Below are 26,282 nucleotides of genomic sequence, written 5' to 3' on the forward strand. Positions count from 1 at the left end.
GCGGACTGTTTTGGCCCAGGTGCTTGAGTATCCACGCAACATCCCGTAACCACATAATATTGTGTCCTGAATACTTTTCCATCAAGGTGCCTGCATGGTTGAGCTGTTTTTTTATCCCGCTTTTTTTTATACCATTGCCCTCATTCTGGGACTTTGCCTGGGCAGTTTCTACAATGTCTGCGTGCATCGCTATCTGGTGGGCATGTCCGTGATCAGTCCCGGCTCGCATTGTCCGGCCTGCGGCCACGTGCTTTCCTGGTGGGAAAATATTCCGGTCCTGTCCTACCTGCTGCTGGGTGCGAAGTGCCGTTCCTGCAAGGGGAAGATCCACTGGCGCTATCCGGCTGTGGAGCTTTTGTCCGGAATCCTGGCCCTGCTCTTTGCGATCAAATTCGGTCCGACGGCGCAGTGGTTGACCTACATGGTATTTCTGGGGATTTTTCTGGTGGCCTCTTTCATCGATCTGGACTCCTTCATTCTGCCCGACGTTTTGACCTATCCGGCGGCCATCCTGGCTTTGTCCACCCCGCTTTTTCTGCCCGTGGACTGGGTTGAGACCTTGCTTGGCGCTTTTTTTGGCGCGGGAATCTTTCTTGTCCTGCAACAGGTTTACCTGCGGCTGCGCGGGATCGATGCCCTCGGAACCGGGGACATCAAACTCATGCTCAGCCTTGGGGCCTTGGTCGGCCTGTCCTTGCTGCCACTCATGATCCTTCTCTCCGCCCTGTGCGCCCTTGCGGTCGCCGTGGTCTACCTGCGCCGTCCCGAAGGCCAGGGTCTGCGCACGGCCGTCCCATTCGGCCCGTTTCTCTGTCTTGGCGCGGTCCTGACCCTGCTCTGGGGAGAGGACCTGCTCCTGATGATCATGAATTTTTGAAGCGGCCAAACATTTTGGGCGTGCAAGCGGACACCGCGGCATGGACGGGCAGCGGCGGGATGTACGCCGCTTGAAGGTGATTTTTGACTGTTTTGCGAGCCTTGGGGCCGTGCCCCAGGTCAGGGCAGGAAGGCTTTGGCGATAAGGTAGAGGTCGTTGAAGGGCGTCCCGGACTTGATGGCGGACATCATCTGCATGGACAGGTCCATCTTCATTTCCGTGGCTTCGAGAATCTCCTTTTTGACCAGATTGAGCCGGAATTTGACAAAGTCGTAGTCGAACCCGTCATTGATGAGCGCGAGGCCGTCCTTGAAATACTGGGACGAGATGTATTCCTGAAATCCGAGGAGATGCTCGACTCCGTTTCTTCTGGCCAGCATGCAGTAGAAAATGAGGTTTATGATCAACGCCTCGATCTTGAGCTTGTGGTCGATGTTGAGAAACTTGGTCTTGTTCAGCTCGGCATTGTCCAGATTCCTGAGCATGAGCTGGGCGACCTCGAAGACCTGTTTTTCAAAAATGGGCGCGATGTGGAATTTGGACAAAAAGCGGATCATCACTTTTTGCGGGTTTTCCTTGGACACGATACCCAACAGGCCGATGGCCATGAGCACGTATTTGCGGTGCAATTCGGCCAGGATGTTTTTTTTTCTGACCTGAGCCAGTTCCTCGCAGCGATTGGGAGAAAACGATGAGGCGGCCAGTTCGAGCAGAAACCTGACGTGGGGCTCGCGGGTGTGCTTTGCCTCCTCAAGCAGGAAATCGCCGCTTTTTTTCCTGGAGTCCATGGTCTTTTTCACGGACAGCCAAAAAGCGGCCACTCCTTCCAGCGGCATCTCCATGAGATCGAATTCCTTGGGAGCCGTCAGCGACCTGGCGCTGGCCCCGAGCAGCAGCTCGGAGACCTGTTCGTTGATGTTTCCCGTGCCGTTCATGGGCTTATTCGAAGCAGAATTCCAGGGTGAAGGTCCCGGCTTCGCAGGAGAAGGGTATGGCGATGGCCAGGGCCGAACTCATGTGCGCAATGGTGTGGTTATCGCCCATGATGACCGACGGGGTGGAGCCCTGCAGCTTGAGACCCATGTCGACCAGACCCACACGGGCTTGGCCGGAGATCATGTTCGTGATCTCGCCCATGGCGTCCTGTACGTCCTGCAGGATGTCCTCGATGGCGTCGCCGAGCATCTGCTTGACGATGTGCACGGCGGTCTTGCGATCGAAGGAGATGGAGAAGGTTCCCTGTTTGTCCCCGGTGATGCCAATTACGGCGGAGACATCGCCTCTGGCCATTTTGTCTTTCTTGACATACGGCGTGCCGGCCACGACTTCGAGGGCGGCCATGGCGGCGAGGACGTCTTTAGTTGCTTTGATGAAGGGTTTGGCCAGCGATGGGTCCATGGGGTTCTCCTTGGGAGGTGCGTGGATGGGAAAACTTCACACCGTGGAATTTCATAAAGAAAATTTGTGGCCGGGGTCAACCACAAGAGGGGAGCAAGTCAGGATTTTTTGCGGACGCGGGCGCATGGGAGGGGGGCTCGACATTCCTTTCCGTATGGATTCATGCACGAAGAGGAGCTGGCCAGCTGCAACCGCGCCCTCTAAATGGGGTTGACCAAAAAATTTCGAATCAGGTCTGGACTAGCGACGCACGGAGAAAAGCATGAAGCAGCGGGTCAAGGAACATTTGTGCCGGGTTTACGGTTTGGGCATGGACGACATAGATGAGCTCTATGGGCTTGGTTGCCAGACGGTGGTCGTCACTCTGGGCCGCCTTGAGGCTGCCTTTTCGCTATGTGACGAACAGGAGATCGCGGACGTGGGGCATATGCTCAAAGGGGCCCTTTTCAACATGGGACTGGTTGAGCTCGCGGAGATGGCCCGGGACTTGGAGCTGGCCGGTCGCGACGGACGCATGGAAGAGGCGCGCGACGTGTACGAGAGGCTCCGCCCTGCCCTTGAATTCTTCTGAGGTCTGCGCTGTTCCGGGCGTTTCATCTTCCTGCGCCGGACATCCAAAAAAAAAGCCTGTCCTGTCCCCGCCCCTGTGGCGGGCGCTTCAGTCGTGATGATGGTGTGGCTCGTCCCCCAGGGGATGGGCATGCACGTGGCGGTGCGGCAAGTGTGGCACGTCGGTCACGAGGCTGCCGTCTTTTATGGTCATGAACCGCGATGTCGTTTGCGCCAGGAAGTCCCAGTCGTGTGAAATGATGATGCGGGCCGTGGGCAGGGCGTCCAGGATTTCGATGATGCGTTCCCTGGTCTGCGGGTCAAGGCCGTTGGTGGGCTCGTCCAGCAGAAGCACCTTTGGCTGCATGGACAGGATCGTGGCCAAGGATACCAGCTTTTTTTCCCCTCCGGACAGCCGGTGGGTCAACCGGCCCTCGAACCCGTCCAGCCCAAGATCCTTCAGGGTCGCAAGAGACCTCTCCCGTGCCTCGTCCACGGACATTCCCAGATTCAGGGGCCCGAAAGCCACGTCGTCGAGGACCGTGGGGTTGAAGAGCTGGTCTTCGGCGTTCTGCAGGACCATGCCGACCTCGCGGCGCAGGGCCCGAAATTCTTTTTCACCGCGCACCGGTTCGCCATGGAAGAGGACCTTGCCCCGTTGCGGGGTCATGAGACCCATGACGATGTGGAACAGGGTGGTCTTGCCGCTGCCGTTGGTGCCGTAAAGTCCGATTTTCTGTCCCGGAGCAAAGGCGAAGTTCACGTTGTGCAGTACCGCATGGCCGGAAGGGTAGGCAAAGGACACGTCCTGCAGGGCGAAAATGGGCGTTTCAGACAAGGCGTATCTCCGGAAAAAAGTCCATGAGCACGATGCCGGCCGTGGCGGCCAGCCACAATAGGGCGAAGGCCGCGTCCTTCGGGCGCGCCCTGAAGCGGACCACGGACACGAAACGTCCCTGGAACCCGCGCAGGACCATGGCCTGGTAGACCCGGCTTGAGCGGTCGAAGCTGTTGACCAGGACCATGGCCAGAAGGTTCCCGATGGTGCGGTAGGTGTGCATGCCGGTGCGGGGGGCGAACCCGCGCAGCCTGGCCGCCGTTACCAGGCGCTGCCATTCGTCGGCTATGACGTGCAGGTAGCGGTAAGTGAAAAGGAACAGAAATACCAGCTTTGACGGCACCCCTAGACGGTCCAGGGCGTGCCCCATGGTCGGAGAGTCCATGGTCGTGACCAGGGCCAGGAAGGTCAGCAGGATGGCGTTGGACTTGAGGGTGGCAAGCAAAACCAGCGCAACGCCTTCACGACTTGCGGTCAGGGGGCCAAGGGCGGCAAACGGCGTGCCGGGCATGGTCAGGGGCACGATAACCCACAGAAAAACAATGAAGACGTTGACCAGCGCCACGCGTTTGCAGAGCACTCCAAGGGGCGGCGCGCTCAGGCTCAGGATCGCCATGGCCGGAATCAGAGCCGACCCCGCAGCCAGCGGTTCCTTGAGCAGGGCCACGCAGATGGAGAAAAGCGCTGCCATGGCCAAGCGCACCCTGGGATCAAGGCCGTGCACCAGAGACCTGCCCTGAGCAAAAGGTTCGTCAAACACGCGGGCGGCTCTTGAAATAGGCGGCGACGCCGACCAATCCGAAAATCCAGCCGATGCCGCCGATAATTTCCTGCATACCGGGCCCGGCCTGGCTTTGTTCGAGCAGGGCGCGCCTGATAGGCGCGAGCTTGGCGTCGAGGGCGGCATTCACCACTTCTTCCACATCAGTTCGCGACAACCCCGTCGCGCCAGGGGCTGCGCTGACCAGGTTCTTTTCGGCCACAACCGGGGCCGCTTCGTCCGCATTGGCCACAGGAGTTCTTGGAGCACCCGCGTCCATGAATTCCGCCGCATCCACAATCCATTCATTCTGATGCCCTTCTCCGGCCTGCAAGAGGATGCGCAGGCCGGTTCCGGATTTGCGTGCCTGATCAGGGACGGGAAAGCGGAACAGCCCCTCCTCGTCGGTCGTGCCCTGCAGCAGCATCTGTCCGGTCTCTGCGTCACGGACTTCGATGGCACCGTTCCGGACCCGCTTGGACTTGCTGTAGCTGCACTCGACGATGACCTCGTCTCCTTCCACGTAGGCAAAGACGTTAACCCGGTGCGCCAGTGCCGGGGCCGAAGTCAGGAAAGCGAAAATAACGAGCAGGAAAAAGCTACGCACGGAGTCCCCCTTCAGCGCTTGATGCAAAACTCAGGAGTTCAGGCCGGACCCTGGATAGAAAGGATACGGCCAGTGTGGTCACGATGCCCTCGACGATCATGACCGGGACATGGGCCAGAAAGAGCAGCCTTGCGGCCTGCAGGAAGCCCTCGTCCGTGTAGGCCAGGGAGAGGGCCGTGAGCAGGCCTGCACCGGCCACGGAAAGGGCTCCGCAGCAAAACGCCGCCACCGTGCGCATCCGTCCGGGGCGGGACAGCAGCGGACGCAGAAGCAGAAAGCAGAGCACGGCTGGAAAAGCCATGTTGAAGGCGTTTACGCCCAATACCGTGAAGCCTCCGTACTGAAAGAGCACGGATTGCAGCATGAGGGCCACCAGAATGGCCGGAAACGCGGCCCAGCCAAGGATGGCGCCGAGGAGTCCGTTCAGGATCAGGTGGGCGCTGGAGGGCCCTATGGGGATGTGGATGAGTGAGCCGACGAAAAAGGCCGCGGCCAGGATGGCCACGGTCATGAGGCGGTCGTAATCGAGCCGGCGCAGGCCCAGGGCCGTGCCGCCAGCGGTAAGCACCGCGCCCAGGCCCAATATGGCGGGCGAAAGAACTCCTTCGGAAATATGCACGTGTCTGCCCTCCCTTCACGTGGTTTGGCGAGGCATGACAAAAAGCCGGGCATGTGTCCATGCCCGGCACATGTTCCGTTCCTGGGCATCGGGCCCCGCAGGGGTCGGGGTTTAATTGCGAGCGGGTTCAAAAAACTGGGTCCACAGCACGGCGCCCAGCTCCACATCCTTGGGCGTGCCCTCGTGGTCCATCTGCTCCTCGGCCGTGTTCAGGGCGGCAAAGCCCCACCATCCGGCGAAAGGCACGGCATAGGTGAACACGCCGTTGGCGTCGGTCCTGACCACCTGGGTGATCATGTATTCGTTCGGCGCCTCGTACTTCCTGTCCCTGTTGTAGAACTCCACCTCGACATCAGCGCCCGCCACGGGCTTGCCGTCAAGGAGCACCTGGCCCTGGAAGACATTGCCGGCATAGTTGCCGAAAGGCCGGGTCAGCGGGACGATCTCGGTCTTGAGGCCCAGGGGTTCGCCCCAGCCCTCTTCCTCGCCGAAGGCGGCGACCACGGTCTTGGTGTAATGGACGATGAAGCAGTCTTCGGCCGGTTCCCAGTAAGGGGTGGGTTCCATGACAAACTGGTACACACCGGGCCTCTTGACCACGTATTCGGCCGTCCAGGACGGGTGCTCCATTGTCGTGGCGGATTTGAGGGAATCCTTCATCTCCTGGCCTTCACCGTCCACGAACACCTTGAACGAAGCCGGAGCGACAAGGGGCATGCCGACCATTTCCATGGGGTGGGAAAAGGACAGGGCAAAGGAAACGGCTGCATCCTTTTTCTCCATGACGATGCTTGAAGAAGGAATGACCATACCGAAGTGGGCCAGAGCCGCGCCTGAAAAACAGAAAATCATGGTGAAACAAAGCGCAAGAGTCCTGAACATGGCAGTGCACCTCCCGTCTTGTACGGTCTCCGGAAATACGGATGGCGTCAAGATTTGCAAGTTGAAACTATGGAATTCGAAAAGCGTCCCTCAAAGTAGCACGGAATCAAGAATCATAACATTTCGTGTCCTCGCTACCGGGGAATCCATGTTTTTGTCAACAGTCAGATTTAATTGAGAGTACGAGGGTGGAAGAACAGGGAAAGGTTGGGTTCTCAGGGGGCTGTGGAGTGACGGCGTCCGAGGGTAAAGCCCGGCGCTTGCTTCGCGCCGGGCCTGGTTGGAAAAGATCAGGCAGGTTTGTTCCGCTTGGGGCCTGACCAGGGCTTTTGCCCAGACTTGCCGGGTTTGGCAGGGAGTGCGGGTCCGCGTTTGCGTGCCACGGGAGGGGCGGCCTTGCCCCGGGACTGCGACTGCCCTGCAGGAGCGGGCGGAGTGGATGCGGCGGGTCCCGTGCTGGATTCGGGGCCAGCGGGGGCGGACTTTTTCCTGACGCCTTTGCCTGGACCGAAGGGACGCGGGGCTGGTCGCAGGCTTTGCACGGAGTCACCCGTTGCCGGGACAAGGGTGCCGCGCACGAGCTGCACCTGCTCCAGGACGATGTCCAGATCCTGAGCGTAGCGCTTGGCCAGACGGCTTTCCGCTTCGGTCATGAGGGACAGCACAAGGCCTGCGGCACCGGCTCGTCCAGTGCGACCCGCCCGATGCAGGTAATCGCGGCTCTGGCTTGGCACGTCCACGTTGACCACCAGTTCCACACCGAAAATGTCGAGTCCCCGGGCCGCGATGTCCGAAGCGATGAGCGTCTGGGCCTTGCCTTTGCGGAAATCGTCCAGAGCGGCCTGGCGCTCAAACTTGTCATGCGCGCCGTGCAGGTCGGCCACGGCCAACTGGTGGTGCTCAAGGCGTTCGGCCATGCGTTCGGCGCTTGCCCCCCGGTGTACGAAAACGAGAGCCCGCTCGGGGGAAAGGCCGCGCAGCACCTTGCGCAGCCAGTCGGTCTTGTCGCGTTCCTCGCAGACCAGGTAGCAGTGCCGGATGGCCGGGCTGATCCCGTCTTGCGCGCGGACAAATTCGAGATTCGGGGCCAGTCCGCGAGCTATTCGGGTCGTGGCGGGACCTTCGGTGGCGGAGACGAAGACGAAACGGGTATCGGGACCGAGCTGGCCGGTGATCTTGCGGATATGCTCCAGCCCTTCCTCGATGAGCAGGCGGTCCGCTTCGTCGAGGACCAGCCACGCGGTCTCCTTGAGCTTGAGCTTTCCAAGCTCCATGAGGTGCGTCATGCGGCCTGCGGATCCGATCACCAGATGGGGTTTTTTCTTGAGCCCCTCAATCTGGCGGCTGACCGCGGCTCCGCCGATGAGGGCCTGCACGCGTACGCCAAGGCCGCCGTTCCGGGCAAGGTCCGTGGCCACGCGGTTTATCTGCATGGCCAGTTCGTGGGTGGGAGCCAGGACCACGGCCTGCACGTGCATGCTCTCGGCGTTGATGCCGGCCAGAATGGGCAGCAGGTAGGCGAGCGTCTTGCCTGATCCGGTCCGTGAGACCAGCATGGCCGATTTTCCGGCCATCAGCACAGGCACCGCGGCCTCCTGCACGGGCAGAGGTGCGTCGAGCTTTTGGCTGAGCAGGGCCTGAACCAGAGCGGGCGGGAGCCCAAGGGAATCAAAAGACATATATATCCTTGTCGGCTTGGAGCCGTGACGATGGAGAAAGGGGGCCGCGCCGGAATATCCGGGGCGGAGGAATAATCATTCGGAAGGCATGACGCGGTGGTCGTCATCCAAGGCCACGACCCGGTTGCGACCCGATCTCTTTGCCTCGTACAAGGCGTTGTCCGCTCTTTGCAAGAGCACCGCCATGCCGTTATCACCGTCTTCAAGGCGAGGAGTCGTGGACGCCACTCCAAAGCTCAAGGTCACGTATGGCGCAACCGTGGATGCGCCATGCTCCAGGCGCAGATCGAGCACCGCCTGGCGCAAGGTCTCGGCCACATGCCTGACGCCACCGGCATCGGTGTCGGCCAGGATGACGGAAAATTCCTCGCCTCCGAAGCGTGCGACCAGATCCGCCGGGCGCTGCATCTGGCGCTGCAGGACCGCCGCCACTGCGATAAGGCACTGATCGCCTTGCAGGTGCCCGTGTCTGTCGTTGTAATCCTTGAAGAAATCCACATCCGCCAGGATGATGGCGATGGGGGTTTGATCACGCATGGCCCGCCGCCATTCCTGCTTCAGACAACTGTCGAACATTCGGCGGTTGGCGACTCCCGTCAAGCCGTCCAGGAGGGAGAGCTGCTTTAGCTGCTCATTGGCGCGCTTGAGGTCCTCGGTGCGTTCGCGGATGGTTTGCACCATGTTGTCAAAGCTTTTGGCCAGGATTCCGACCTCGTCGTCGCGCTCCAGGTCGATGCGCAGGGAATAATCCTCTTCCCGTTGCAGTCTGGACGCATGGTTGGTCAGCTTTTGCAGAGGCCTCAGCACGACGGCCTGGAGCAAGACGTTCAGCAATATGAGCACACAGAGTCCCGACGAAATCACCAGAACCATGGCGTAGCGGATGCTCGAGATGCCCTTTTGCGTAATCTCTCGGGGGAAGAGGTAGGAGATGCCGAATATGGGTGCCTCTGGAGGTCCGGGATATGCGCTGCAGACCTTGACGAACCCGCCTTTATCCAGAGTGAAGTAATCGAGATTGTCGATGCTCGCGGGAGTGACTTCATCTTTGTCGCATAGCGCCTGTTCTTTTGTGTAGGGGTAGACAATGTCAAAGGCGATGCGGGTCTGTTCGCTCAGGGTTTTGACCATGTCCTGATTCAGGATTCGTCCAATGATCAGAAATCCGTTGCCGGGACCGCTTCCGTCGGAACGCAAGATCTGGCGAGTGGCAAAAAGCAGGGGGCCAAGCTCGGTATTGATGGCTCCGGTGACGCCTTTTTGTCCTGCCGCCGAGTTTGGAATGGCCAGCAGCGGATGGTCCGGTGCGATGCGCTCGCTTGCCAGCAGAGCAAGGGTGAGGGGGCTTTTCTGAACTGTGTCGCGGGCATTGCTCCAGACGATCGTTCCGTCCTGAGCGCAATAGATCATGACATTCACCGAGATGCTGTCCAGCGCTTCATCGTAAAGGTTGCTCGTTTTGTAGGTCTCGGAGCGTGTGGTCATGAAGTCGTAGGTATCATCCCAGGTCGCCCAGTCGCGACAGATGCGCTCCAGATGATAGTTTTCCCTGTCGATGGCGTGAAATATGCGCTGCAGGTTTTGTCCTGCCTGCTGATGTTCGAGCTCCAGAAAGCTGGGGTAGACCACGAAACGCTGGACGAAAAAATCCGCCACGCCCAGGGAAGCGAACAGGACGAAGATGATGGTGAATACCTTGGCGCGGACGGACATGAAGACTCCTTCAACCGATGGTGCAATCAATAACGATAAAGATTACCCGAGTTCTCTGACAGGTACAAGGCGCAAGAACCCCGTACTTGCGCTACGCATGTGCCAGGGCGTATGGGCTTTTAGTTCGCCCGCGCCGAAGGCGGGTCATTTTTTAGGAGAAGCAGATGCTCGAACTTTTCACCGTCGCGACCATCACCATCCTGGCTGTCATCAGTCCGGGCGCGGATTTCGCCATGGTCAGCCGCAACAGCATGATGATGTCGCGCCGGGCGGGAGTCCTGACTGCCGTCGGCATCAGTCTTGGCGTGCTGGTGCATGTGACCTACAGCCTGTTCGGGGTGGGATTTGTCATCTCCCGTTCAGCCCTGCTCTTCAACCTGATCAAATATCTTGGTGCAGCATACCTGATCTATCTTGGAATAACCATGATCAGGACCAAGGCCGCGCTTCCAGGCATTGCGACAGGGCCGATGCTGTCGGACGCAGGGGCGCTTCGGATCGGCTTTCTGACCAACGCCACCAACCCCAAGACCACGCTTTTCGTTCTCAGCCTCTTCACCCAGGTCATGAGCGCGCACACGCCCGTTGCGGTCCAGCTCGGCTACGGAGCCTTCATGTCTGCGGCGCACCTCGTCTGGTTCACGCTGGTGGCCTGCGCCTTTTCCTCGACCCCGGCCCAGCGCGCCATTGGTTCCGCGCGGCATCACATCGAGCGCGGCATCGGCTGTGTGCTGGTCTGTTTGGGCTTGACCCTGGCTCTGGCCTCGTTCAGCCAGGCCTGCCCCCCCCATTGATTCCACCATTTATCAGAAGGAGAAGTAATCGTGGTATCGGAACTCAAGGCAACCGTGGACTTTGAAGAGTCCCTGGGACTTTTGGACATCCGCGTGGGGCGCGTCGTTTCGGCAGAACCTTGCGCCGTGACCCCAAAACCCACGTACAGGATGGTCATCGATTTCGGGAAATACGGCCAGCGAGTGAGCTACGGCCGCTTCACCGCGCACCCGCCGGAAGAGGTGGTTGGCCGGCTGGTGCTTGCGGTGCTCAATTTTCCACCGCGCCGGATGGGGGATGTTGTCTCGGAGGTGCTGGTCCTTGGCGTGCAATATCCGGGCAGGGGCAGCGGCGAAGCGACCTTCGTCTCACCGGCGGTCAACGCCAAGATCGGCAGCAAGCTTTTCTAGGATGCCCATGAAGCCCTACCTCTACGCATTCGGCGCGGTGCTGTGCTGGGCCAGCCTGCCAGCGGCCACCGGCAGCGGTCTGGATGGACTCGATGTCACTGAGCTGCTTTTCTTCAGCTTTGTCCCGGCCGCGCTTTACCTCGTGGCGCAGGAAATGGTCATTTCCCGGAGGCGGGCCATCCCCTGGCCGGACTTGAAACTCACTGCGCTGGGCCTGGCCGGCATTTTCGGCTACCACGCGCTGTACTATCTGGCCCTCAATCACGCGCCTTTGGTGGAGGGAGCCATCCTGACCACGACCTGGTCTTTCTGGATCGTCGTCATTTCCTCCATCCTGGCCAAGAGACGCCTGTCCCCGCCTGTTCTGGCCGTGGCGCTGGCCGGGCTCGTGGGCGCCGGTCTGGTCGTGTCCGGAGGCAGGAGCCTGCATTTCGAAGCCCGGTATCTGCCCGGCTATCTCATGGCGCTGGGTTGCGGGCTGATCTGGAGCAGCTTCTCCGTAACCCTGTCGCGCCTCAGGCCCACCCGAGACTACATGCCGGCCTTTACGGTCCTGGCCGCCATCTTCTCCACCCTGGTCTACACTGCAAGCGCTCCGCAGGCCCTGCCTCCGATCAAGGCTCTGGTCTCGGCCCTGTATCTGGGGCTGGTGCCGCTGGGGCTCTCATTCACGCTGTGGAATCGGGCCGTGACCACAGGCAATATGACCCTCATCGGATACCTCACCTATCTGACCCCTCCCCTGGCCGTACTGCTGGTCGCCCTGACCCGGGGCGCCTCCGTGACCCCGCATGCCGTGATCGGCATGATAGTCATCCTCGCGGCGGCCTTCATAGGCAGGAGAATAAGCTGACCGCGGTGGATTTTTTGCCGTGCGTATTTACAGAACGGGCAAATCCGGGCCAAGAGATGGGCCATGCCCCCCTGCGCGGCAAACCCGTGGTGGGTTTGGCCGGAGCCAGACGGGAATTCCCGGTGATGGTCACGAAAATCGGATCGGATCAGCCATGAATAGCCCAGACGCCTACGACAGCGCCTCCGGACTGGCCGCTGTGCACATGTCCGTCGAGGATCTTTTGAGCTTCATGAACGATTTCCCGGCGCTGCTGTGGCGCATCGAAATCGCCAAATCCCGCATTGAATTCCTGAACAACAACTACATCGTCTCCAACGGTCTGGACGGAAAACTGCTGCTGAAGAACATTCGGTATCAGCAGGACGTGGTTGTACCGGAGGACGCATACCTGATCGGGGCCTTCATGGAGTCCGTGAAGAAGGGGAAGACGGCAGCCACCATTTTCCGTGCGCGGTGCGCGGAGAACAGGATCGCCTGGCTCAAGATCACCGGGGCGACAAACACCTGGGACCCCCGCTATTATTATGGATTCCTGCTCAATGTGACCGATACCGTGGAGCAGATAAAGGCCATAATGGACAAGGACGTCAACATTCAGTCCCTCATCGACGACACGGACAATGCGGCATTGGTCCTGGATTATGATTCGCGCAAGGTCCTGTGTGTCAACGCCGCCGCATGCGACCTGTTCGAGCTGAATCGGGGGGAACTGTTGGGGTTAACCCTGAGCGATCTGTTCCGCGAATCCATGAAGACAGCGGTTGAGAACATGCTGGAGCAGGTTCTGCTGCTTCGCAAATGGAACGGGAAGCTGGATTTTTATCAAAGCGGCAAGCGCAGTTATTTCACCTCTGAGACCGTGGTCCGCCACATGTCCTGCGGCGGGAAGCGTCTTTTGCGTGTGAAGTTCGTAAATCCCAAGATCAGCCGGGAGAGATCGCGGCCGCGGCGCCTTTTTTCCGATGATTCGCGCCGGTTGCGGCTGATTCAGGATCTTGTGCTGGTCCGGGATGACATCGAGGCCATCATGCGGGTGGCTTTCGATTCCGCCCTTGCCTCCGAAAAATACGATGTGATCATGTTTTCCGACGTGCATGTGCGCAAGAATCAGGTCTATGTGTATTACGCAGGAAATCAGCCCATGCCGCTCGAACAGGGGCACAGGTTCGCCTATTCCGGAACCATTGCCGAGGACATAAGCCGTTTTCAGCTCTCCCATCTGACCGTGGACGACACCCAGGAGAGCATCAAGCCCATCGACTGGGCGCTTTTCGTGCCCCAGGGCATTCGCTCCTATTTGGCCAAGCCCTTTTTCAGCCGCGGCGCTCTGCGCACCGTTCTTATCGTGTGTTCGCGCAGGCCACATACCTTCTCGGGAGTCACTGTCGGCGACTTCGAAGATCTTCTGGAACCCATCAACGAAGCCGTGAAAATGTGGCGTCAGTCCGGGCGGCGCTGAATTCACCCGCCCTTGCGGGTTCTATTTGGTTCTACCAATAATCCGTTTTTGAGCGCATGTCCGGTGTCATGGCGCAACTGGCCGATTAAATTGCAGATGGCGTTGCCATGGAACGATATTTTCGTGTATGGGTTTACCAAATCAGCCTTTGAAGGAACCATTGCACGATGGAAGAACATGGCCGCCTCTTGAATCAGCTTGAGCTGGTTGTTCTTGAAAGGGGATTGCAACCCGGCGACAAGCTGCCGCCCGAAAGAGAACTTGCCGAGCAACTGCTCGTAAGCCGCAACACGCTGCGCGGGCTTCTGCGTTCCCTCGACGCCCAGGGCCTGGTCACTATCAAGCCGGGCAGCGGTACCTTCCTGCGCACCAGACTGACCGGAATCGCGCATCTTCACCATTCATCGCCACAGGCCGTAGCCGATCAGATCAAGGCCGCATTCCTGTTCCTGCCGCCCATTCTGGGCAAGGCCCTGCAAACCATCTCCGAGCCGCGCCTTAAAGATCTGCAAGCCGTCAACATCGCGCTCAGTCAGGCCATGTGCGACGGGGATCCCCGCAGGGTGTGGGCAGAGATCGCCCTTTTTTTCCGCCTCATCGCGCAAGAGACCGAAAACTATTTTCTGGTAAAGACCGTGGAGCAGATGTTCAGCATCGAACCATCCTTTGTTGCGCATTACTTCCAGACCGATCGCGACATTCTCGAAGATATCTTTGCCGGGCATGTCAACATCCTGCAGGCGCTGCGAGAACGAAACGCCGGCAGGATCTCCGCGTTGACCGGGCAATACCTCTTGAGCATTTGCAGGGCCCTGGAAGCAGGCAACGAATTTTCTGTGTGGGATCCGGTATCGCACAGATCACATGAAGAGGATGCAGATGAAAGGTGAAGTCCGGCTGAATCGAAGATTTTTCTTCAGGCAAAGCGTTGCCCGCATTCTCGATTCCGTATGTACTGCGTTCTGCAGCGAAGAATCGCATTCATCAATAAATGAAGTGGAAAACGGGGTGAATTCATTATGGAGTGATTTCACTCCTGAAATGATCAAATTAGAGGCGGAGCGTCTTAGAGTTGATCCTGAAGACAAGAGTACGCTTTTCAGCAGGATTCAGCAGGAAATGCTGGATGCGAAGAGCTGAAACATTGATTTTAAAACAAGAGATGTTTTGCAGGTGAATGCATGGATTGTTGAGACCGTATAAAAAAGAGTCGGGGCGAATTGTTGGTCGCAGGACGCCCCGCTCTTTACCTATACCACAAATTCCAACCCAACCAAGGAGGACTTATGGAGAGGTACGGTGAAAATTATCTTGAGGAGCGAAAGCTTGTCAAGCGCTGGCCACAGCCGATTCCGGCGCTTGTCGCCCTCGTGCTGACGCTGGTGGTGTTTTACGGCTCGTGGTGGATCTTTCAGGATCCAAGAGGACTGATGCGCATGTACACGCCGTACGTGGGTTACATGTATACCCGCTGGTGGCTGATCATGCTCATCTGGATGGTCTACATCTTCAATTTCTGGCCTTTCAGGCGCAAATGGCTCGAAACCACCCACCCCGCCATCAAGGGGGCTGTCTTGACCGGCATCTCGGTGGTCATCCTCTGGGTGCTGATCAAGGGGTTCTTTGAATATTTTCTGGGCAATTTCGGGCTGGCGTATTTCAATCCCGAGCAGTTGACCAAGCTTCCGGGCATCACCGAATTTTTCGCCATCGAATACGCGGCCCTGGCCTGCCTCATGTTCGCGGCCATCGCCTCCTGGCTCAGCCCGGCTTGGGTAGTGGCTTTGGAAGAAGTGCCCTGGAAGGGGATGAATCAGCCGGGCAAAGGCATCAGCATCCTGGTCATGACCTTTTTCCTGAGCACCCTGGTCTATTTCGTGACCATGCATTCGCACATGGGCATACTCTATTACCCGTGGCAGTACTTCACCTCCATCGCGCCGCCCTACTGGGAGCAGTTCGCCGACACCGTGTCCGGAAACTTCCATGTATCATGGATCATGTGCGCGACCGTGACCGTGTGGATGGTGGAGACGATCTGGGAGCGTTTTCCCTTCAAACTGATAAAGACCAACTGGCTGCGCCGGGTGGTTGCGTTTTTCGGCATCATCGCCATTGCCTAGGCCATGCATCTCTTTTTGTACTTTGCCCAAGAGCTGACCTGGGGTGAAGCCATCCGCGGCACACGCCGTGATTTCGCGCCGGACTGGCGCTGGCTGCATGTCGGTGAGATGGCCGTCTTCTGGCTCGTTCCGGCCCTTTTCATCAATTTCTACTGCGACAATTGGCCCCGGCGCTTCAGCCTGCCCGTCAACGTGCTCGTGCGCACGGTGGTGAGCATCGCGGCCGCGATCGTGCTCTATCTCTTCTACTATTCGACTTCGCACCTTTTCCTGGGAACGCAAAAGGGATTTTCCCATCCTCAGCAGTTCCCCATGATCCCGACCATCTGGCTGATCAACATCTGGCTGGTGCATCACTGGTTTATGGACAACTGGCCGGCCTGGAAGATGGTCCCCAAGACCGCGACCGAGATCGCCGAGGACCATGCCGCCGAACAGGCGCAGCTCGACGGCATGCGCTGGAGTTCAGCCCAGGGGCTGGGTCTTGGAGTGGGTCTGGCCTGCGGCGTGGCGGTGTACTTCATTGTGTTGAAGGCGCTGCCGCTGGCGTATCAATCCATCACCATCATCAAATAGCCGGCCGGGCAGGGAGTAATCATGAGTAACGATCAGAACACGTTCAGCCGACGCAATTTCTTCAAGGGGGCCGCGATGGGGGCGCTGGGCGGGACCATTCTCGCCATGGGCGCCTATTCGTACAGCCCGTGGCGCAAGTCCTTCCTTTCCACAGCCCAGCGCAAGATGGTCGATATCGGGGTCTGCAAGAACATTAAAGTCACGAACATTTCCGAGACGAGCTGGTTCAGCAACGCCGACCTCATGGGCGACATTAAGGGCGCTGGCGGACTTTTGGTCAACCAGTACAGTTACAACTGGCCGCCCTTTGCCGACGGCACGGGTCTTGGCAAAGGCAGCTACGAGTCAGGCATCGCCAAGATCAAGCATCTTCTGCCCCACGACCTCGAAGAGGCCTGGGCCATCACCGAGAAGCTGGCGGTTCATCCCGAGAACGCCGGAGGTTTCGCCTGCCTCATCGAGGTCGAGGATATGGACGGGACCAAGCACAAATACCTACTCGACAGTGGATGGTCCTACAAATGGATGGATGAGTGCTTCAAGCGCGAGGGCATCGACGTGATGCTGAAGAACCGGGAGATCGAGGCCCTTTTCATCTCGCATGAGCATTTCGATCACTACTGGGGCGTTCCGGTCACGTTCAAGTACGACCCGACCATCACCACCTATGTCCCGGACGGTTTTTACAAAGAAGGGCTGCAATACCTCAAGGACGCCGGGCACCAGGGCAAGGTGGTCACGGTCAAGGCCGGGCTCCAGCACGTGTCTCCGGGGTTCGCCTCCTATGTGTTCGGCGTCCCGATCATTTGTCGGGTCTACGGCGAGCAGTCCCTGTACTTCAACGTCAAGGACGTTGGCCTCGTCAGCGTGACCGGGTGCTGCCATCAGAGCATCATCCAATTCGCGGAGACCGCCTATCAGGAAATCCAGTATGAAAATGATCAGCTTCACGGAATTTACGGAGGGTTGCACATCTCGCCCTTTGAAGACTGGGATCCCAAATACGACGATCTGGTCATTTCCCTGGGCAAATACGGCTTCCAGAAAATAGGATGCAACCATTGCACCGGCATTCTGTGCGCCAAGAAGTTTGTCGAGGCCGGATATCCGGTGATCAAGGGAACGGCCCGCTTCGGTTCGAAGGATCCGGTGTACCTGGGCAACGGTGACAAGATCGGATTTGGCGTGGACGTCTAACCGCAGGAAAAATCATGAATCTCTCCGTCGGCGGCCGGTTTGGCCTGTCGCCGACGGACACAGGAGCCGGCTGCCAGCCGCGAGTCGTGCACGGAGTTGCCATGCTGTTTGACGCTTTTTTGCCGGGGGATTTGTTCTTGCATGCCCCGCAGGGCATGCAGGAGCTCTTCAGGGTCATCGTGATGCGCACGAATTTCGTGCCGGTGTTGCGCCATGTCATCGGATGGCGCGGCCTGAAACAGCTGACCGGACCCGTGGAATGCTGGACCGCCAGGATCCGGGACTTCGACGGCGTGTTCGGGATCTTTTTTGGTGGCGTGGTCGAGGGCCCGGATTGGGTCCGGGGGATTTTTCGCCTGCATTATTTTCCACACCCGGACGAGGAACTGGTCGAGCGCTGTTCGCTGCAGGCCGCGGCCTTGAGCCAGTCCGGGGACTACATGGCCCGCGTGCGCGATTTCATGACCGATCCGGGTTTCGCGGATCTTTTCCACATCGCGGAATTGACCATGAGCGTCGATGCCGAAAAGAAGAGCCTGACGCTGAGCCTTGAAGGGCTTGAGGCGCTGCGCGTTGTTTGCGAGGCGGGCGTGGCTGTTGAACGGGACGGGCAAAGGATCACCCTGATCAAGTCAGGAGGGCTTGATTCAAATTTTCCGGCCTTTGCCACGGCATGCGGATTTTTTGATGTTCTGGCCGCGTCCATGACCTTCAATCTCGATCAGCCGCCGGCAGGCTTGCGCCTGACCCGTGCGCCCGGTTTTGAACTCAGGCGTTCCCTTCAGGGACAGCTTTTCGAGTCGGCCGTGGATGACAATTCAAGGATGCGCCTGACCATCCAATACGGGGAAGGGGCGCCCGGTAAAGACGACGCGCCACGAAGCTCAGAGTGGCGCACTGTTCATGACTGGTCCCTTGGCGAGCCGGTTCCGGAGGCGTTCGCGGACAGCCCGTGGTGGAGTGCCCATCGTCTGCAGGGGGCGTCCAGTATCGACAAAAAGGCTCTGGGTGTGGACGAGAGACCTCCGCTTATCGTGCTGACGGGCTTTCTGGGGTCGGGCAAGACCAGCTTTCTGAAACATTTCATCGAATACCAGACCCAGCGCAGCCGTTTCGTGGCGGTGATCCAGAACGAGATCGGGGCCGTGGGCCTGGATGGCAAGCTGCTGGACTACACCGTGACCGAGATCGACGAGGGCTGCGTTTGCTGCAGTCTGTCCGGCAGCCTGAACCGGGCCGTGAAGGGCATCGTGTCGTCCTTTGACCCTGATTTTATCATCGTCGAGACCACGGGTCTGGCAAATCCTTTCAACATGCTGGAGGAAATGGAGGAGCTGACGGAGCTTGCCCGCTTTGACTGCATCCTGACCGTTGTGGACGCGCCGAACGCGGAGAGGACCCTGGCCGAGCATCCCATCGCCGTGGATCAGATTCGGGCGGCGGATATAGTAATGCTCAACAAACAGGATCTCGTCTGCGCGGAGCGCCTTGAGGCCGTCACGCAGATGGTGAGAGGGCACAATCCGCACGCGCCCGTGTTTTCTGCCGTGAACGGCGAACTTCACCCGGCCCTGGTCCTGGATGTGGAGGACCGCCTGCACGGGACTTTATCGGACAAGGGACGCAAGCTGCATCACCTTTCGCATATGCACGAAGGACTTTGGGCCAAAAGCGTCCGGCTTGAGCGCCCTCTTGAGCGCGAGGCGTTCCTTGAAACCGTGGACCGCCTGCCTGCTTCCATCTTTCGCGCCAAGGGAGTCATCGAATTCGCGGATTCCCCGCAGGCCCTGCTGTTTCAATACGTCGGCGGGCGCTACGAGATCTCGATCTTTCCCGAACAGTCCGATCCGGACCGATTCGTGACCCTCATCGGCCAGGGCGGCGACCCCCAAGGCGCGGCCGAGGCCATAAAGGCCCTGGATGCGCCCGTGGCCTGAGTAAGAAGAGTACGCTTCGGGTCAAGCCTGACGGGCGCGGTGGCAATGTTCCAGACATGTTCTTGCGGCTTTTGAAATGAGGATGTCGATGGAGAAAAGCCGTTGGGTTGCTGCCGGCATGGTCGCCTCCCTCGTCCGAGTCGCCTCATGACGGCTCGGGCCGAATTTTTTCCAGGGCATATTCATTGTGGACGGAGTCATCAGGTTGTCGGGGGGCAGGATTTTATTTCAGGAAGGCAGTGGAAAAGCCTGAAAATGCTAGGTGGCAAGTGGGGGGGCAAAAGAAAAAGGCTTAAGAGTTTTGCTCTTAAGCCTTGAATTTCTTTGGTAGCGGGGGCAGGATTTGAACCTACGGCCTTCGGGTTATGAGCCCGACGAGCTACCATGCTGCTCCACCCCGCGCCATGTGAGAAGAGCTTTCTATGTAGGTTTACAAGTCTTGTCAAATGCTATATTCACTTTTCTCTTATGAAAAACACAATTAATAAAATTTCTTTAATTATCCCAGTGTATAACGAAGAAGAAAATCTTCAGGATCTATACTCCGAGATAACCCGAAGTCTTTCCGGATTGACCTGTCCGTGGGAGCTTGTCCTGGTGGATGACGGCAGCACGGACTCCAGTCTGGCCGTCATGCGTGCCCTGGCCGGGGCGGACGAGCGGGTCCGCTTTCTGTCCTTTGCCCGGAACTGCGGGCAGTCCGCCGCCTTTGCCGCAGGCTTCCGTTATGCCGCGGGTGATGTGGTCGTGACCCTGGATGCGGACCTGCAGAACGACCCCGCCGATATTCCGGCCATGCTTCAGGTCTATGCCCAGGGCGTCGACATGGTCATCGGCTGGCGGGCCAAGCGTCAGGACAGCGTGGTCAAGCGCTACGCTTCCCGTTTCGCCAACTGGGTGCGCAACAGGATTAGCCGCGAAACTGTCCGTGACACGGGCTGCTCTCTTAAAGTAATGCGTGCAGAGATGGTCAAGCGGATTCCCATGTTCGCAGGCATGCACCGCTTTCTGCCCACCCTCATGAAGCTTGAGGGCGCAAGGGTGGCTGAGGTGCGCGTCAACCATCGTCCACGCAGCAAGGGCGTCTCCAAGTACGGCATCTGGGACCGGGCCTGGTCCTCGGCCTATGATCTGCTCGCGGTGCGCTGGATGCAAAAGCGACATATTGAATACGTGGTTTCGGATACAAACGTGAAATGACATTTCGGGCCGGGCCCTTTTGTTCACCCTTTTCCGGCGCACTCCTTCTTTTCATGGTTTGGGTCGCGCGGCAGAGACGGGATGATTTTTTCATATGGCGCGGGCGCGCCTTGGGCGGAACATGGAATTAACGACACAGTGGTGGTTGCTGGCTATCGGTTTTACGGGCCAGGGCTTTTTTTTCATGCGTTTTTTTTGGCAGTGGGTCGTCTCCGAGCGGGAGAAGAAAAGCGTCATTCCCATCAGTTTCTGGTACTTCAGCCTGCTGGGCAGCTTTTTTCTGCTGACCTACGCCATCCTGCGCAAGGACATTGTTTTCATTGTCGGCCAGTCGACGGGTTCCATCATCTATATCCGGAACCTCTATCTGATCCACCGCGAACGCAAGCGGCTCCAGAGCAACGGATAGAGCGGGAGCATGGCCCCGGCCACGGCCAGTCCCGTAGCCCAGCCCGCCAGAACGTCCATGGGAAAGTGTTTTCCGAGATAGATCCGCGAACAGCCGACCACCAGCGGAAGAGCCCAAATTGCCTTCTTGCGGAATGTGCCGAAAAGGACGAGAGCAGCCGCTGCGGAGTTTGCGGCGTGGGCAGACGGGAAGGACGATCCCCTTTGCCTGGTGGTCGTGAAATCCTTCGGCAGGGTCGCCCATGATCCCGAATCCTGGTAGCGGGTTTCCCCAATGCTTTTGTAAGGGCGCATTCGACCGACGCTATCCTTGATCAGTGAACAGGTCAGGTCGGAGACGCCGATGCTCGCGGCCAAGGCCAGCACGACGACCATGGACACGCGCCCCTGTCTGAGGCCGAAGGCGACCAGGGCTATGGCCAGAGCCCACAGGAAGGCCGAGCTTGAGAACAGGGGCATGAGATAATCGAAAAGCGGGTTTTGCCAGCTCTGATTGATCCACCGAAACAGGGCCATTTCCCAGTCAGGGGTATGAAAAAACATGTACTCCTCCTTGGTCCGGCCAGTTTGGTGGATGCGGGCGGAATTGTCCAGCGGACAAGAGCGCAATGCATCTTGACGCATTGAGTATTTGCGGCTACTTTCCCAGTTTACTTTTTTTGAAGGAGAAATGAAATGAGCAAGAGAACATATCAACCGAGCACCACCAAGCGTAAGAGAAGTCACGGATTTCTGGTTCGTTCACGGACCAAGAACGGTCAGGCCGTGCTGCGCCGCAGAAGAGCAAAGGGAAGAAAAAGATTAGCCGTCTAGCCTACCCTCCCTCGTATCGACTGAAGAGACGGCCCCAGTTTTGTAGCTGTTATGACCGGGGCCGTCGTTTTTTTTCAAAGAGTTTCACCCTCTTTGTGCTCGAGCGGGAAGATGCCGGACTGTCCTGGCGTCTTGGGCTTACGGTGAGCAGAAAAATTGGCAAGTCCGTGCGGCGCAATCGGGTCAAGCGTTTGGTCCGGGAGTACTTCCGGCTTCACCAGCATGATTTTCACCTGCGCGCGGACATTGTTGTGGTGCCCAAGCGGGGCGTTTGCGTGGATTCCATGGACCTTGCGCAGGTGTCCTCGGAACTTGGTCCACTGATGATTAAAATCGTGTCCCGGGTTGGAGCGGCCTAGGCCATTCCGGAGTTTTCATGCGCCACGCCTTCGTAAAAATCCTCTCCCTGTATCAGTACCTGATATCCCCGCTCTATTCTCCCTGTTGCCGTTTCATTCCTTCGTGCTCCGAATATGCCCGGCAGGCCGTCTTGTCTCATGGAATTTTTCGGGGGATGGGCCTGATCATCTGGCGGTTGTTGCGTTGTCATCCCCTGTGTGCCGGTGGTTACGATCCGGTTCCCTCCCCTAACTTGTCAAAGAGAGATTGAAATCAATGGATAGCAATAAACGCGTCATCCTCGCTGTTTCCCTGTCGCTACTGGTGCTTCTGGGCTGGAATTACATGTTTCCACCGATCACACCTTTGGAAACGGCCCCCCAGAATGTCTCGGCACCCAATCAGACCGTTTCGCCCGCCCCCCAGGACACGGCGCAGGCGATGCCTGCCTCGCCAACCGTGCAGTTTGCTCCCTCCGCAGGGGAAAAGCTCTCCATTGAAACCCCTCTTTACCGCGCTGTGATAAACGCTGCCGGTGGCGTACTGGAGAGCTTCGAACTCAAGGAATACAAGGAAACCATTGACCCGGATGCCAAGAACATCGATCTGGTCACGGCGCAGTCCGTGACCAAGGCCCCCATGGGATTGATCTGGAATTCAATGCCGACCTGGGCCCAGGGTGAATGGACCGTACAGGGCGGTGATCTGGATCTGGCGGCTGGCCAGAGCGGAACCATCCAGTTGAGCGGTGTTGTCGGCGGTGTGCAGATGGACCGGGTGCTGACCTTCACCGGCGGCACCTACGAGGTCAAGGAAGAGGTCAAGATCACCAACGTCACTGCGGCCCAGGTTCAGGGTCACCTCGCTTTTTCGGTCTCCAGCGTTCCGCTTACGGCTGAAAGCGACAAGTACAACCTGACCAAGATAGCTTACATGGCCGCCGGAAGCCTGACCGAGGAAGACAGCCACAAGGATCTGCAGATCGGCGTTGAATCTCCCACTCCGGCCCAGTGGGGCGGCATCGAGAGCAACTACTTTCTGCTGGCCATGGTGCCCACCTCTTCGGACATGTTCGCCCGTGCCAAGCTGGAGGACAATGTCTACCGCATGACCGTCGCCGATCAGGTCCTGCTTGATCCGGGCGTCACGCAGTTGCGCACCGTGTCCTACTATTTCGGGCCCAAGACGGACAAGGACCTGTCCATCATGCCCAAGGACCTGAAGGGCAGCATGCACTACGGGTTTTTCGATATCATCGCCAAGCCCCTCAATCAGTTCCTGAAGTTCCTGTACGGCTATGTCGGAAACTACGGCATCGCGATCATCATTTTGACCGTCATCATCAAGCTCCTCTTCTGGCCTTTGTCGCACAAGAGCTACAAGTCCATGGAGCAGATGAAGAAGCTGCAGCCCATGATGGCCAAGATTCGTGAAAAATATGCCGATGACCGCGAAAAGATGAACTCCGAGATCATGCAGCTTTACAAGACCTACAAGGTCAATCCGGCCGGCGGTTGCGTGCCCATGCTGCTGCAGATTCCCGTGTTCTTCGCCTTGTACCAGGCCCTGCTCGGTGCCATCGAGCTTCGGCATGCGGCGTTCATTCCGACCCTGCCCTTCACGGACCTGGTCTGGCTGGCCGACCTTTCGGCCAAGGACCCCTACTACATTACGCCGCTGGTCATGGGTGCGACCATGTTCCTGCAGCAACGCCTGTCTCCGCCCATGGGCGATCCGATGCAGGCCAAGATCATGATGTTCATGCCTGTCATATTCACTTTCCTTTTCCTGAATTTTCCGGCCGGTCTGGTCGTGTACTGGTTGGTCAACAACCTGCTGTCCATTGCCCAGCAGTCGTACATGATCAAAAAATCGAAGTAGCACCGAAGGCATGGCCGTCGGCATCCACTACCGGATGCCGTCAGTCATGCCGCGGGGCTTTTTTTGATCTTTCAGGAACGTGAAGGAGAGCTGGATGAGTACATACAAGGATTTTCAGGCCAAGAGCGTGGATCAGGCCATCGAGGACGCGTGTCGCTTTTACGCCGTTGAACGTGACGCACTTGAAATTGAAATCGTCAGTGGCGGATCCTCCGGAATATTCGGCCTTGGTGCCAAGAAGGCAACCATTCGCGCAAAAAGGCGTCGCCTGAACCCTGTCGCGGAAGAGCCTTTCGTAAATGCGGTGGCGGAGCCGGTGCATGCCGTTCCTGCACCCACCCCGGTTTTGAATGAGAAAGAATGCCTGGCCGGAGACGATATATCCATTGAGGCCGATGCCGCCATCGATTTCGACGAGGAAGACGAACCTCGCCCAGTGACGACGCTTTCTCCCGAAGAGATGGTCCGGCTGGAAGCGGACATCCGTACGATCATGACCGCCCTGCTAAAGCCCATCGCCATCAACGTGGCCTTGGCCATCGACGTGGCGTCAAGTCCGGTCACCGTGCATATCGACGACCAGGACAATTCGGGTCTGATCATTGGTCGCGACGGCCAGACCATCACTGCGCTCCAGTATCTGGCCAATCGCATCGTCTCCAAGTCATGGCCCCAGAGCCCGCGCATCCAGCTGGATGCCGGGGATTACCGCCAGAAGCAGGAGGAACAGCTCCTCGGCATCGCCCAGTTTCTGTCGGAGAAAGCGAAAAAGTCCGGGCGGGTACAGAGCACAAGGCCCCTGTCTTCCTTCCACCGCCGGGTCGTGCACATGGCCCTGCAGGATGATCGTGGCGTCCAGACACGCAGCAAGGGCGAAGGCCACATGAAGCGGGTTCTCATTCTGCCGGTCAAGCGCGGCAAGCCCGCCGGCCGGCCACCCAAGCGTCAGGAAGCCGTCCAGGCTCGTCAATCCTAACTTTTGCGGGCCCTTCGGCCCGCTTTTTTTTCATCATGAACACAATCAACGACACTATCGTGGCCATCGCCACTCCTCCCGGCCAGGGCGCCATCGGCATTGTCCGCCTGAGCGGCTCCCTTGCGGGCGAAATCGCGCGCGGCCTTTTTCATTCCTCGCGTCCGGGATTCATGGCCTTTAGGCCCTACCACCTGCATCACGGGCAATTGCGTGACGCTGAAGGGAGTTTTCTGGATGAGGTGCTCACGGCATTCATGCCCGGTCCGGGTTCGTTCACGGGCGAGGATGTGGTTGAATTGCAGTGTCATGGCGGCGGGGCCATTTTGCGCCGGGTGGTGGAGGAATGTTTGGGGCGCGGTGCGCGATTGGCCGCGCCGGGCGAGTTTTCCAAGCGCGCCTTTCTCAATTCGCGCATGGATCTGACCCAGGCCGAGGCCATCATGGAGCTTGTCGGCGCGCCCACGGCCGTGGCCGTGGGTCTGGCCGGAAGCAAGCTCGAAGGGCTGCTGGCGCGTCGCATCGGCGAACTTCGGTCCGGCCTTGAGTCCTTGCGCGTACAGCTTTGCGTGGCCGTGGATTTTCCCGAGGACGAGGTCGAGTGCCTTGCGCCCGAGGAACTGGCCCGGGGTGTTGCCGAGGTCCGTGAGGCCATGGCCGAGCTGGGCGATAATTACGATCGGGGCCGCTGCTGGCGCGACGGAGCCCTGGTGGTGCTGGCCGGACAGGTCAATGCGGGAAAGTCGAGCCTGATGAACGCGATCCTGGGGATAAACCGGGCCATAGTGACCGACATTCCGGGCACGACGCGGGACTATCTGGAAGAGTCCGTGCAGATTGACGGCCTGCCTGTGCGACTGGTGGACACGGCGGGCCTGCGCGCGTCCCTCGACAGCGTGGAACTCATGGGCATCGAGCGCAGCCGCGAACTTCTCGGTCGGGCCGATCTGGTCCTGCTGGTCATCGATTCCGAGCTTGGACCGGGAGCCGAAGATCTGGATTTGGCCTTGAACACGGACAACCTGCTCGTGGTGGCCAACAAGATGGATCTTGTGGGCGCCAAGCCCGCGTGGCTTGGGGAGACCCCTTGGCATGAGAGGGCGGTATGCCCCCTTTCCGCCAAGCATGGCCAGGGAGTGCCCGACCTGTTGGCGGCAATCCATCGGATCGTGGCCGCCACGGGTGCTCCCGAAGCCAGCGCGCTGGTGCCCAACCTGCGCCAGTACACGGCCCTGGCCCGCGCCGGCGAAGAGCTGATGCAAATGCTGGACGAGCTCGCGGGCGGACTGCCTTACGACATCCTCTCCGTCCGTCTGGACACGGCCTGCGCCATTCTGTCCGAAATCACGGGTGAGATTTCTTCCGAAGAGGTGCTCAACGCCGTGTTCGATGGATTTTGCATCGGAAAGTGACT

At 58.8% G+C, this 26,282-nt stretch carries 27 protein-coding genes, 1 tRNA gene and 1 pseudogene; 18 read left to right on the plus strand and 11 right to left on the minus strand.

Annotated elements, in window-relative coordinates:
* The first annotated feature begins 94 nt into the window (after positions 1-94).
* Entirely contained in the window at positions 95-877 is a 783-nt protein-coding gene (locus CVU60_10865) for a prepilin peptidase (GenBank protein ID PKN41511.1), read from the plus strand.
* A 119-nt stretch (positions 878-996) separates the two neighbouring features.
* On the opposite strand, the gene CVU60_10870 is transcribed toward CVU60_10865, so the two are convergent.
* Together CVU60_10870 and CVU60_10875 are read right to left on the minus strand one after the other, a co-directional pair.
* Positions 997-1,812: a hypothetical protein gene (locus CVU60_10870; protein ID PKN41512.1), complete on the minus strand. Its 816-nt coding sequence runs from the start codon at positions 1,810-1,812 to the stop codon at positions 997-999.
* A 4-nt stretch (positions 1,813-1,816) separates the two neighbouring features.
* Positions 1,817-2,275 carry a chemotaxis protein CheX gene (locus CVU60_10875; protein ID PKN41513.1) on the minus strand — a complete coding sequence of 153 codons (459 nt, stop codon included), beginning with the start codon at positions 2,273-2,275 and terminating at the stop codon, positions 1,817-1,819.
* Between the two features lie 262 nt (positions 2,276-2,537).
* On the opposite strand from CVU60_10875, the gene CVU60_10880 reads away from it, so the two are divergent.
* Positions 2,538-2,846 (plus strand): hypothetical protein, encoded by a 309-nt coding sequence (locus CVU60_10880; protein ID PKN41514.1) that lies wholly within the window; start codon positions 2,538-2,540, stop codon positions 2,844-2,846.
* Positions 2,847-2,933: 87 nt separating this feature from the next.
* Here the strand turns inward: CVU60_10880 and CVU60_10885 are convergent, their stop codons facing one another.
* From CVU60_10885 to CVU60_10915, 7 genes are all read right to left on the minus strand, one after another.
* Complete coding sequence (locus CVU60_10885; protein PKN41515.1) at positions 2,934-3,662, minus strand: ABC transporter ATP-binding protein; 729 nt, start codon at positions 3,660-3,662, stop codon at positions 2,934-2,936.
* On the minus strand, positions 3,655-4,422 hold the full coding sequence (gene cbiQ, locus CVU60_10890) for a cobalt ECF transporter T component CbiQ (GenBank protein PKN41516.1): 768 nt from the start codon (positions 4,420-4,422) through the stop codon (positions 3,655-3,657). The genes CVU60_10885 and cbiQ overlap by 8 nt, the downstream gene beginning before the upstream one ends.
* The gene (locus CVU60_10895) at positions 4,415-5,029 is read right to left on the minus strand and encodes a cobalamin biosynthesis protein CbiL (GenBank protein PKN41517.1); all 615 of its coding nucleotides are present in this window, start codon (positions 5,027-5,029) and stop codon (positions 4,415-4,417) included. Before CVU60_10895 ends, cbiQ begins: the two co-directional genes overlap by 8 nt.
* Positions 5,022-5,648, minus strand: a complete 627-nt coding sequence (locus tag CVU60_10900; protein PKN41518.1) for a cobalamin biosynthesis protein CbiM — start codon at positions 5,646-5,648, stop codon at positions 5,022-5,024. The genes CVU60_10895 and CVU60_10900 overlap by 8 nt, the downstream gene beginning before the upstream one ends.
* 111 nt (positions 5,649-5,759) lie before the next feature.
* A complete protein-coding gene (locus CVU60_10905) occupies positions 5,760-6,530 on the minus strand; it encodes a DUF4198 domain-containing protein (protein ID PKN41519.1) in 771 nt (256 codons plus the stop codon).
* A gap of 290 nt (positions 6,531-6,820) precedes the next feature.
* Positions 6,821-8,209: an ATP-dependent helicase gene (locus CVU60_10910; GenBank protein PKN41520.1), complete on the minus strand. Its 1,389-nt coding sequence runs from the start codon at positions 8,207-8,209 to the stop codon at positions 6,821-6,823.
* 75 nt (positions 8,210-8,284) lie between these two features.
* Positions 8,285-9,922, minus strand: a complete 1,638-nt coding sequence (locus CVU60_10915; protein PKN41521.1) for a diguanylate cyclase — start codon at positions 9,920-9,922, stop codon at positions 8,285-8,287.
* 164 nt (positions 9,923-10,086) lie between these two features.
* On the opposite strand from CVU60_10915, the gene CVU60_10920 reads away from it, so the two are divergent.
* From CVU60_10920 to CVU60_10955, 8 genes and pseudogenes are all read left to right on the plus strand, one after another.
* Positions 10,087-10,716, plus strand: coding sequence for an amino acid transporter (locus CVU60_10920; protein PKN41522.1), 630 nt, complete (start codon positions 10,087-10,089; stop codon positions 10,714-10,716).
* Positions 10,717-10,746: 30 nt separating this feature from the next.
* Positions 10,747-11,106, plus strand: a complete 360-nt coding sequence (locus tag CVU60_10925) for a tRNA-binding protein (GenBank protein PKN41523.1) — start codon at positions 10,747-10,749, stop codon at positions 11,104-11,106.
* A 7-nt stretch (positions 11,107-11,113) separates the two neighbouring features.
* The gene (locus tag CVU60_10930; protein PKN41524.1) at positions 11,114-11,959 is read left to right on the plus strand and encodes an EamA/RhaT family transporter; all 846 of its coding nucleotides are present in this window, start codon (positions 11,114-11,116) and stop codon (positions 11,957-11,959) included.
* A gap of 154 nt (positions 11,960-12,113) precedes the next feature.
* Positions 12,114-13,421: a hypothetical protein gene (locus tag CVU60_10935; protein PKN41525.1), complete on the plus strand. Its 1,308-nt coding sequence runs from the start codon at positions 12,114-12,116 to the stop codon at positions 13,419-13,421.
* Between the two features lie 167 nt (positions 13,422-13,588).
* Positions 13,589-14,311, plus strand: coding sequence for a hypothetical protein (locus CVU60_10940; protein ID PKN41526.1), 723 nt, complete (start codon positions 13,589-13,591; stop codon positions 14,309-14,311).
* A 396-nt stretch (positions 14,312-14,707) separates the two neighbouring features.
* Positions 14,708-16,120 (plus strand): annotated as a pseudogene (locus CVU60_10945) (hypothetical protein).
* Between the two features lie 21 nt (positions 16,121-16,141).
* Positions 16,142-17,317 carry an MBL fold metallo-hydrolase gene (locus CVU60_10950; protein ID PKN41527.1) on the plus strand — a complete coding sequence of 392 codons (1,176 nt, stop codon included), beginning with the start codon at positions 16,142-16,144 and terminating at the stop codon, positions 17,315-17,317.
* 14 nt (positions 17,318-17,331) lie between these two features.
* Positions 17,332-19,254 carry a hypothetical protein gene (locus tag CVU60_10955; GenBank protein ID PKN41528.1) on the plus strand — a complete coding sequence of 641 codons (1,923 nt, stop codon included), beginning with the start codon at positions 17,332-17,334 and terminating at the stop codon, positions 19,252-19,254.
* Between the two features lie 325 nt (positions 19,255-19,579).
* Here CVU60_10955 and CVU60_10960 read toward each other — a convergent pair.
* Positions 19,580-19,656: transfer RNA gene (locus CVU60_10960), tRNA-Met, on the minus strand.
* Positions 19,657-19,722: 66 nt separating this feature from the next.
* On the opposite strand from CVU60_10960, the gene CVU60_10965 reads away from it, so the two are divergent.
* Entirely contained in the window at positions 19,723-20,454 is a 732-nt protein-coding gene (locus tag CVU60_10965) for a glycosyltransferase (GenBank protein PKN41529.1), read from the plus strand.
* Positions 20,455-20,548: 94 nt separating this feature from the next.
* Positions 20,549-20,863 carry a lipid A biosynthesis acyltransferase gene (locus CVU60_10970; GenBank protein PKN41530.1) on the plus strand — a complete coding sequence of 105 codons (315 nt, stop codon included), beginning with the start codon at positions 20,549-20,551 and terminating at the stop codon, positions 20,861-20,863.
* Here CVU60_10970 and CVU60_10975 read toward each other — a convergent pair.
* On the minus strand, positions 20,818-21,486 hold the full coding sequence (locus CVU60_10975) for a phosphatase PAP2 family protein (protein PKN41531.1): 669 nt from the start codon (positions 21,484-21,486) through the stop codon (positions 20,818-20,820). The genes CVU60_10970 and CVU60_10975 overlap by 46 nt on opposite strands.
* A gap of 51 nt (positions 21,487-21,537) precedes the next feature.
* Here CVU60_10975 and CVU60_10980 point away from each other — a divergent pair, with 51 nt between their 5' ends.
* From CVU60_10980 to trmE, 6 genes are all read left to right on the plus strand, one after another.
* Positions 21,538-21,675 (plus strand): 50S ribosomal protein L34, encoded by a 138-nt coding sequence (locus tag CVU60_10980; protein PKN41532.1) that lies wholly within the window; start codon positions 21,538-21,540, stop codon positions 21,673-21,675.
* Entirely contained in the window at positions 21,663-22,034 is a 372-nt protein-coding gene (gene rnpA, locus CVU60_10985) for a ribonuclease P protein component (protein PKN41533.1), read from the plus strand. The genes CVU60_10980 and rnpA overlap by 13 nt, the downstream gene beginning before the upstream one ends.
* Before the next feature lie 17 nt (positions 22,035-22,051).
* Positions 22,052-22,285, plus strand: a complete 234-nt coding sequence (locus CVU60_10990; protein PKN41534.1) for a membrane protein insertion efficiency factor YidD — start codon at positions 22,052-22,054, stop codon at positions 22,283-22,285.
* Positions 22,286-22,290: 5 nt separating this feature from the next.
* A complete protein-coding gene (locus CVU60_10995; protein ID PKN41535.1) occupies positions 22,291-23,895 on the plus strand; it encodes a hypothetical protein in 1,605 nt (534 codons plus the stop codon).
* Positions 23,896-23,989: 94 nt separating this feature from the next.
* On the plus strand, positions 23,990-24,871 hold the full coding sequence (locus tag CVU60_11000; protein ID PKN41536.1) for a single-stranded DNA-binding protein: 882 nt from the start codon (positions 23,990-23,992) through the stop codon (positions 24,869-24,871).
* Between the two features lie 35 nt (positions 24,872-24,906).
* Complete coding sequence (gene trmE, locus CVU60_11005; GenBank protein PKN41537.1) at positions 24,907-26,280, plus strand: tRNA uridine-5-carboxymethylaminomethyl(34) synthesis GTPase MnmE; 1,374 nt, start codon at positions 24,907-24,909, stop codon at positions 26,278-26,280.
* Positions 26,281-26,282 lie beyond the last annotated feature (2 nt).

The sequence above is a fragment of the Deltaproteobacteria bacterium HGW-Deltaproteobacteria-18 genome, from assembly GCA_002841885.1.
Classification (GTDB): domain Bacteria; phylum Desulfobacterota; class Desulfovibrionia; order Desulfovibrionales; family Desulfomicrobiaceae; genus Desulfomicrobium.

Coding starts and splice junctions, on each gene's coding strand:
- CVU60_10865 (PKN41511.1), top strand. CDS start 95: ATGGTTGAGCTGTTTTTTTATCCCGCTTTTTTTTATACCATTGCCCTC.
- CVU60_10870 (PKN41512.1), bottom strand. CDS start 1,812: ATGAACGGCACGGGAAACATCAACGAACAGGTCTCCGAGCTGCTGCTC.
- CVU60_10875 (PKN41513.1), bottom strand. CDS start 2,275: ATGGACCCATCGCTGGCCAAACCCTTCATCAAAGCAACTAAAGACGTC.
- CVU60_10880 (PKN41514.1), top strand. CDS start 2,538: ATGAAGCAGCGGGTCAAGGAACATTTGTGCCGGGTTTACGGTTTGGGC.
- CVU60_10905 (PKN41519.1), bottom strand. CDS start 6,530: ATGTTCAGGACTCTTGCGCTTTGTTTCACCATGATTTTCTGTTTTTCA.
- CVU60_10910 (PKN41520.1), bottom strand. CDS start 8,209: ATGTCTTTTGATTCCCTTGGGCTCCCGCCCGCTCTGGTTCAGGCCCTG.
- CVU60_10915 (PKN41521.1), bottom strand. CDS start 9,922: ATGTCCGTCCGCGCCAAGGTATTCACCATCATCTTCGTCCTGTTCGCT.
- CVU60_10920 (PKN41522.1), top strand. CDS start 10,087: ATGCTCGAACTTTTCACCGTCGCGACCATCACCATCCTGGCTGTCATC.
- CVU60_10930 (PKN41524.1), top strand. CDS start 11,114: ATGAAGCCCTACCTCTACGCATTCGGCGCGGTGCTGTGCTGGGCCAGC.
- CVU60_10935 (PKN41525.1), top strand. CDS start 12,114: ATGAATAGCCCAGACGCCTACGACAGCGCCTCCGGACTGGCCGCTGTG.
- CVU60_10940 (PKN41526.1), top strand. CDS start 13,589: ATGGAAGAACATGGCCGCCTCTTGAATCAGCTTGAGCTGGTTGTTCTT.
- CVU60_10950 (PKN41527.1), top strand. CDS start 16,142: ATGAGTAACGATCAGAACACGTTCAGCCGACGCAATTTCTTCAAGGGG.
- CVU60_10955 (PKN41528.1), top strand. CDS start 17,332: ATGAATCTCTCCGTCGGCGGCCGGTTTGGCCTGTCGCCGACGGACACA.
- CVU60_10965 (PKN41529.1), top strand. CDS start 19,723: ATGAAAAACACAATTAATAAAATTTCTTTAATTATCCCAGTGTATAAC.
- CVU60_10970 (PKN41530.1), top strand. CDS start 20,549: ATGGCGCGGGCGCGCCTTGGGCGGAACATGGAATTAACGACACAGTGG.
- CVU60_10975 (PKN41531.1), bottom strand. CDS start 21,486: ATGCGTCAAGATGCATTGCGCTCTTGTCCGCTGGACAATTCCGCCCGC.
- CVU60_10980 (PKN41532.1), top strand. CDS start 21,538: ATGAGCAAGAGAACATATCAACCGAGCACCACCAAGCGTAAGAGAAGT.
- CVU60_10990 (PKN41534.1), top strand. CDS start 22,052: ATGCGCCACGCCTTCGTAAAAATCCTCTCCCTGTATCAGTACCTGATA.
- CVU60_10995 (PKN41535.1), top strand. CDS start 22,291: ATGGATAGCAATAAACGCGTCATCCTCGCTGTTTCCCTGTCGCTACTG.
- CVU60_11000 (PKN41536.1), top strand. CDS start 23,990: ATGAGTACATACAAGGATTTTCAGGCCAAGAGCGTGGATCAGGCCATC.
- trmE (PKN41537.1), top strand. CDS start 24,907: ATGAACACAATCAACGACACTATCGTGGCCATCGCCACTCCTCCCGGC.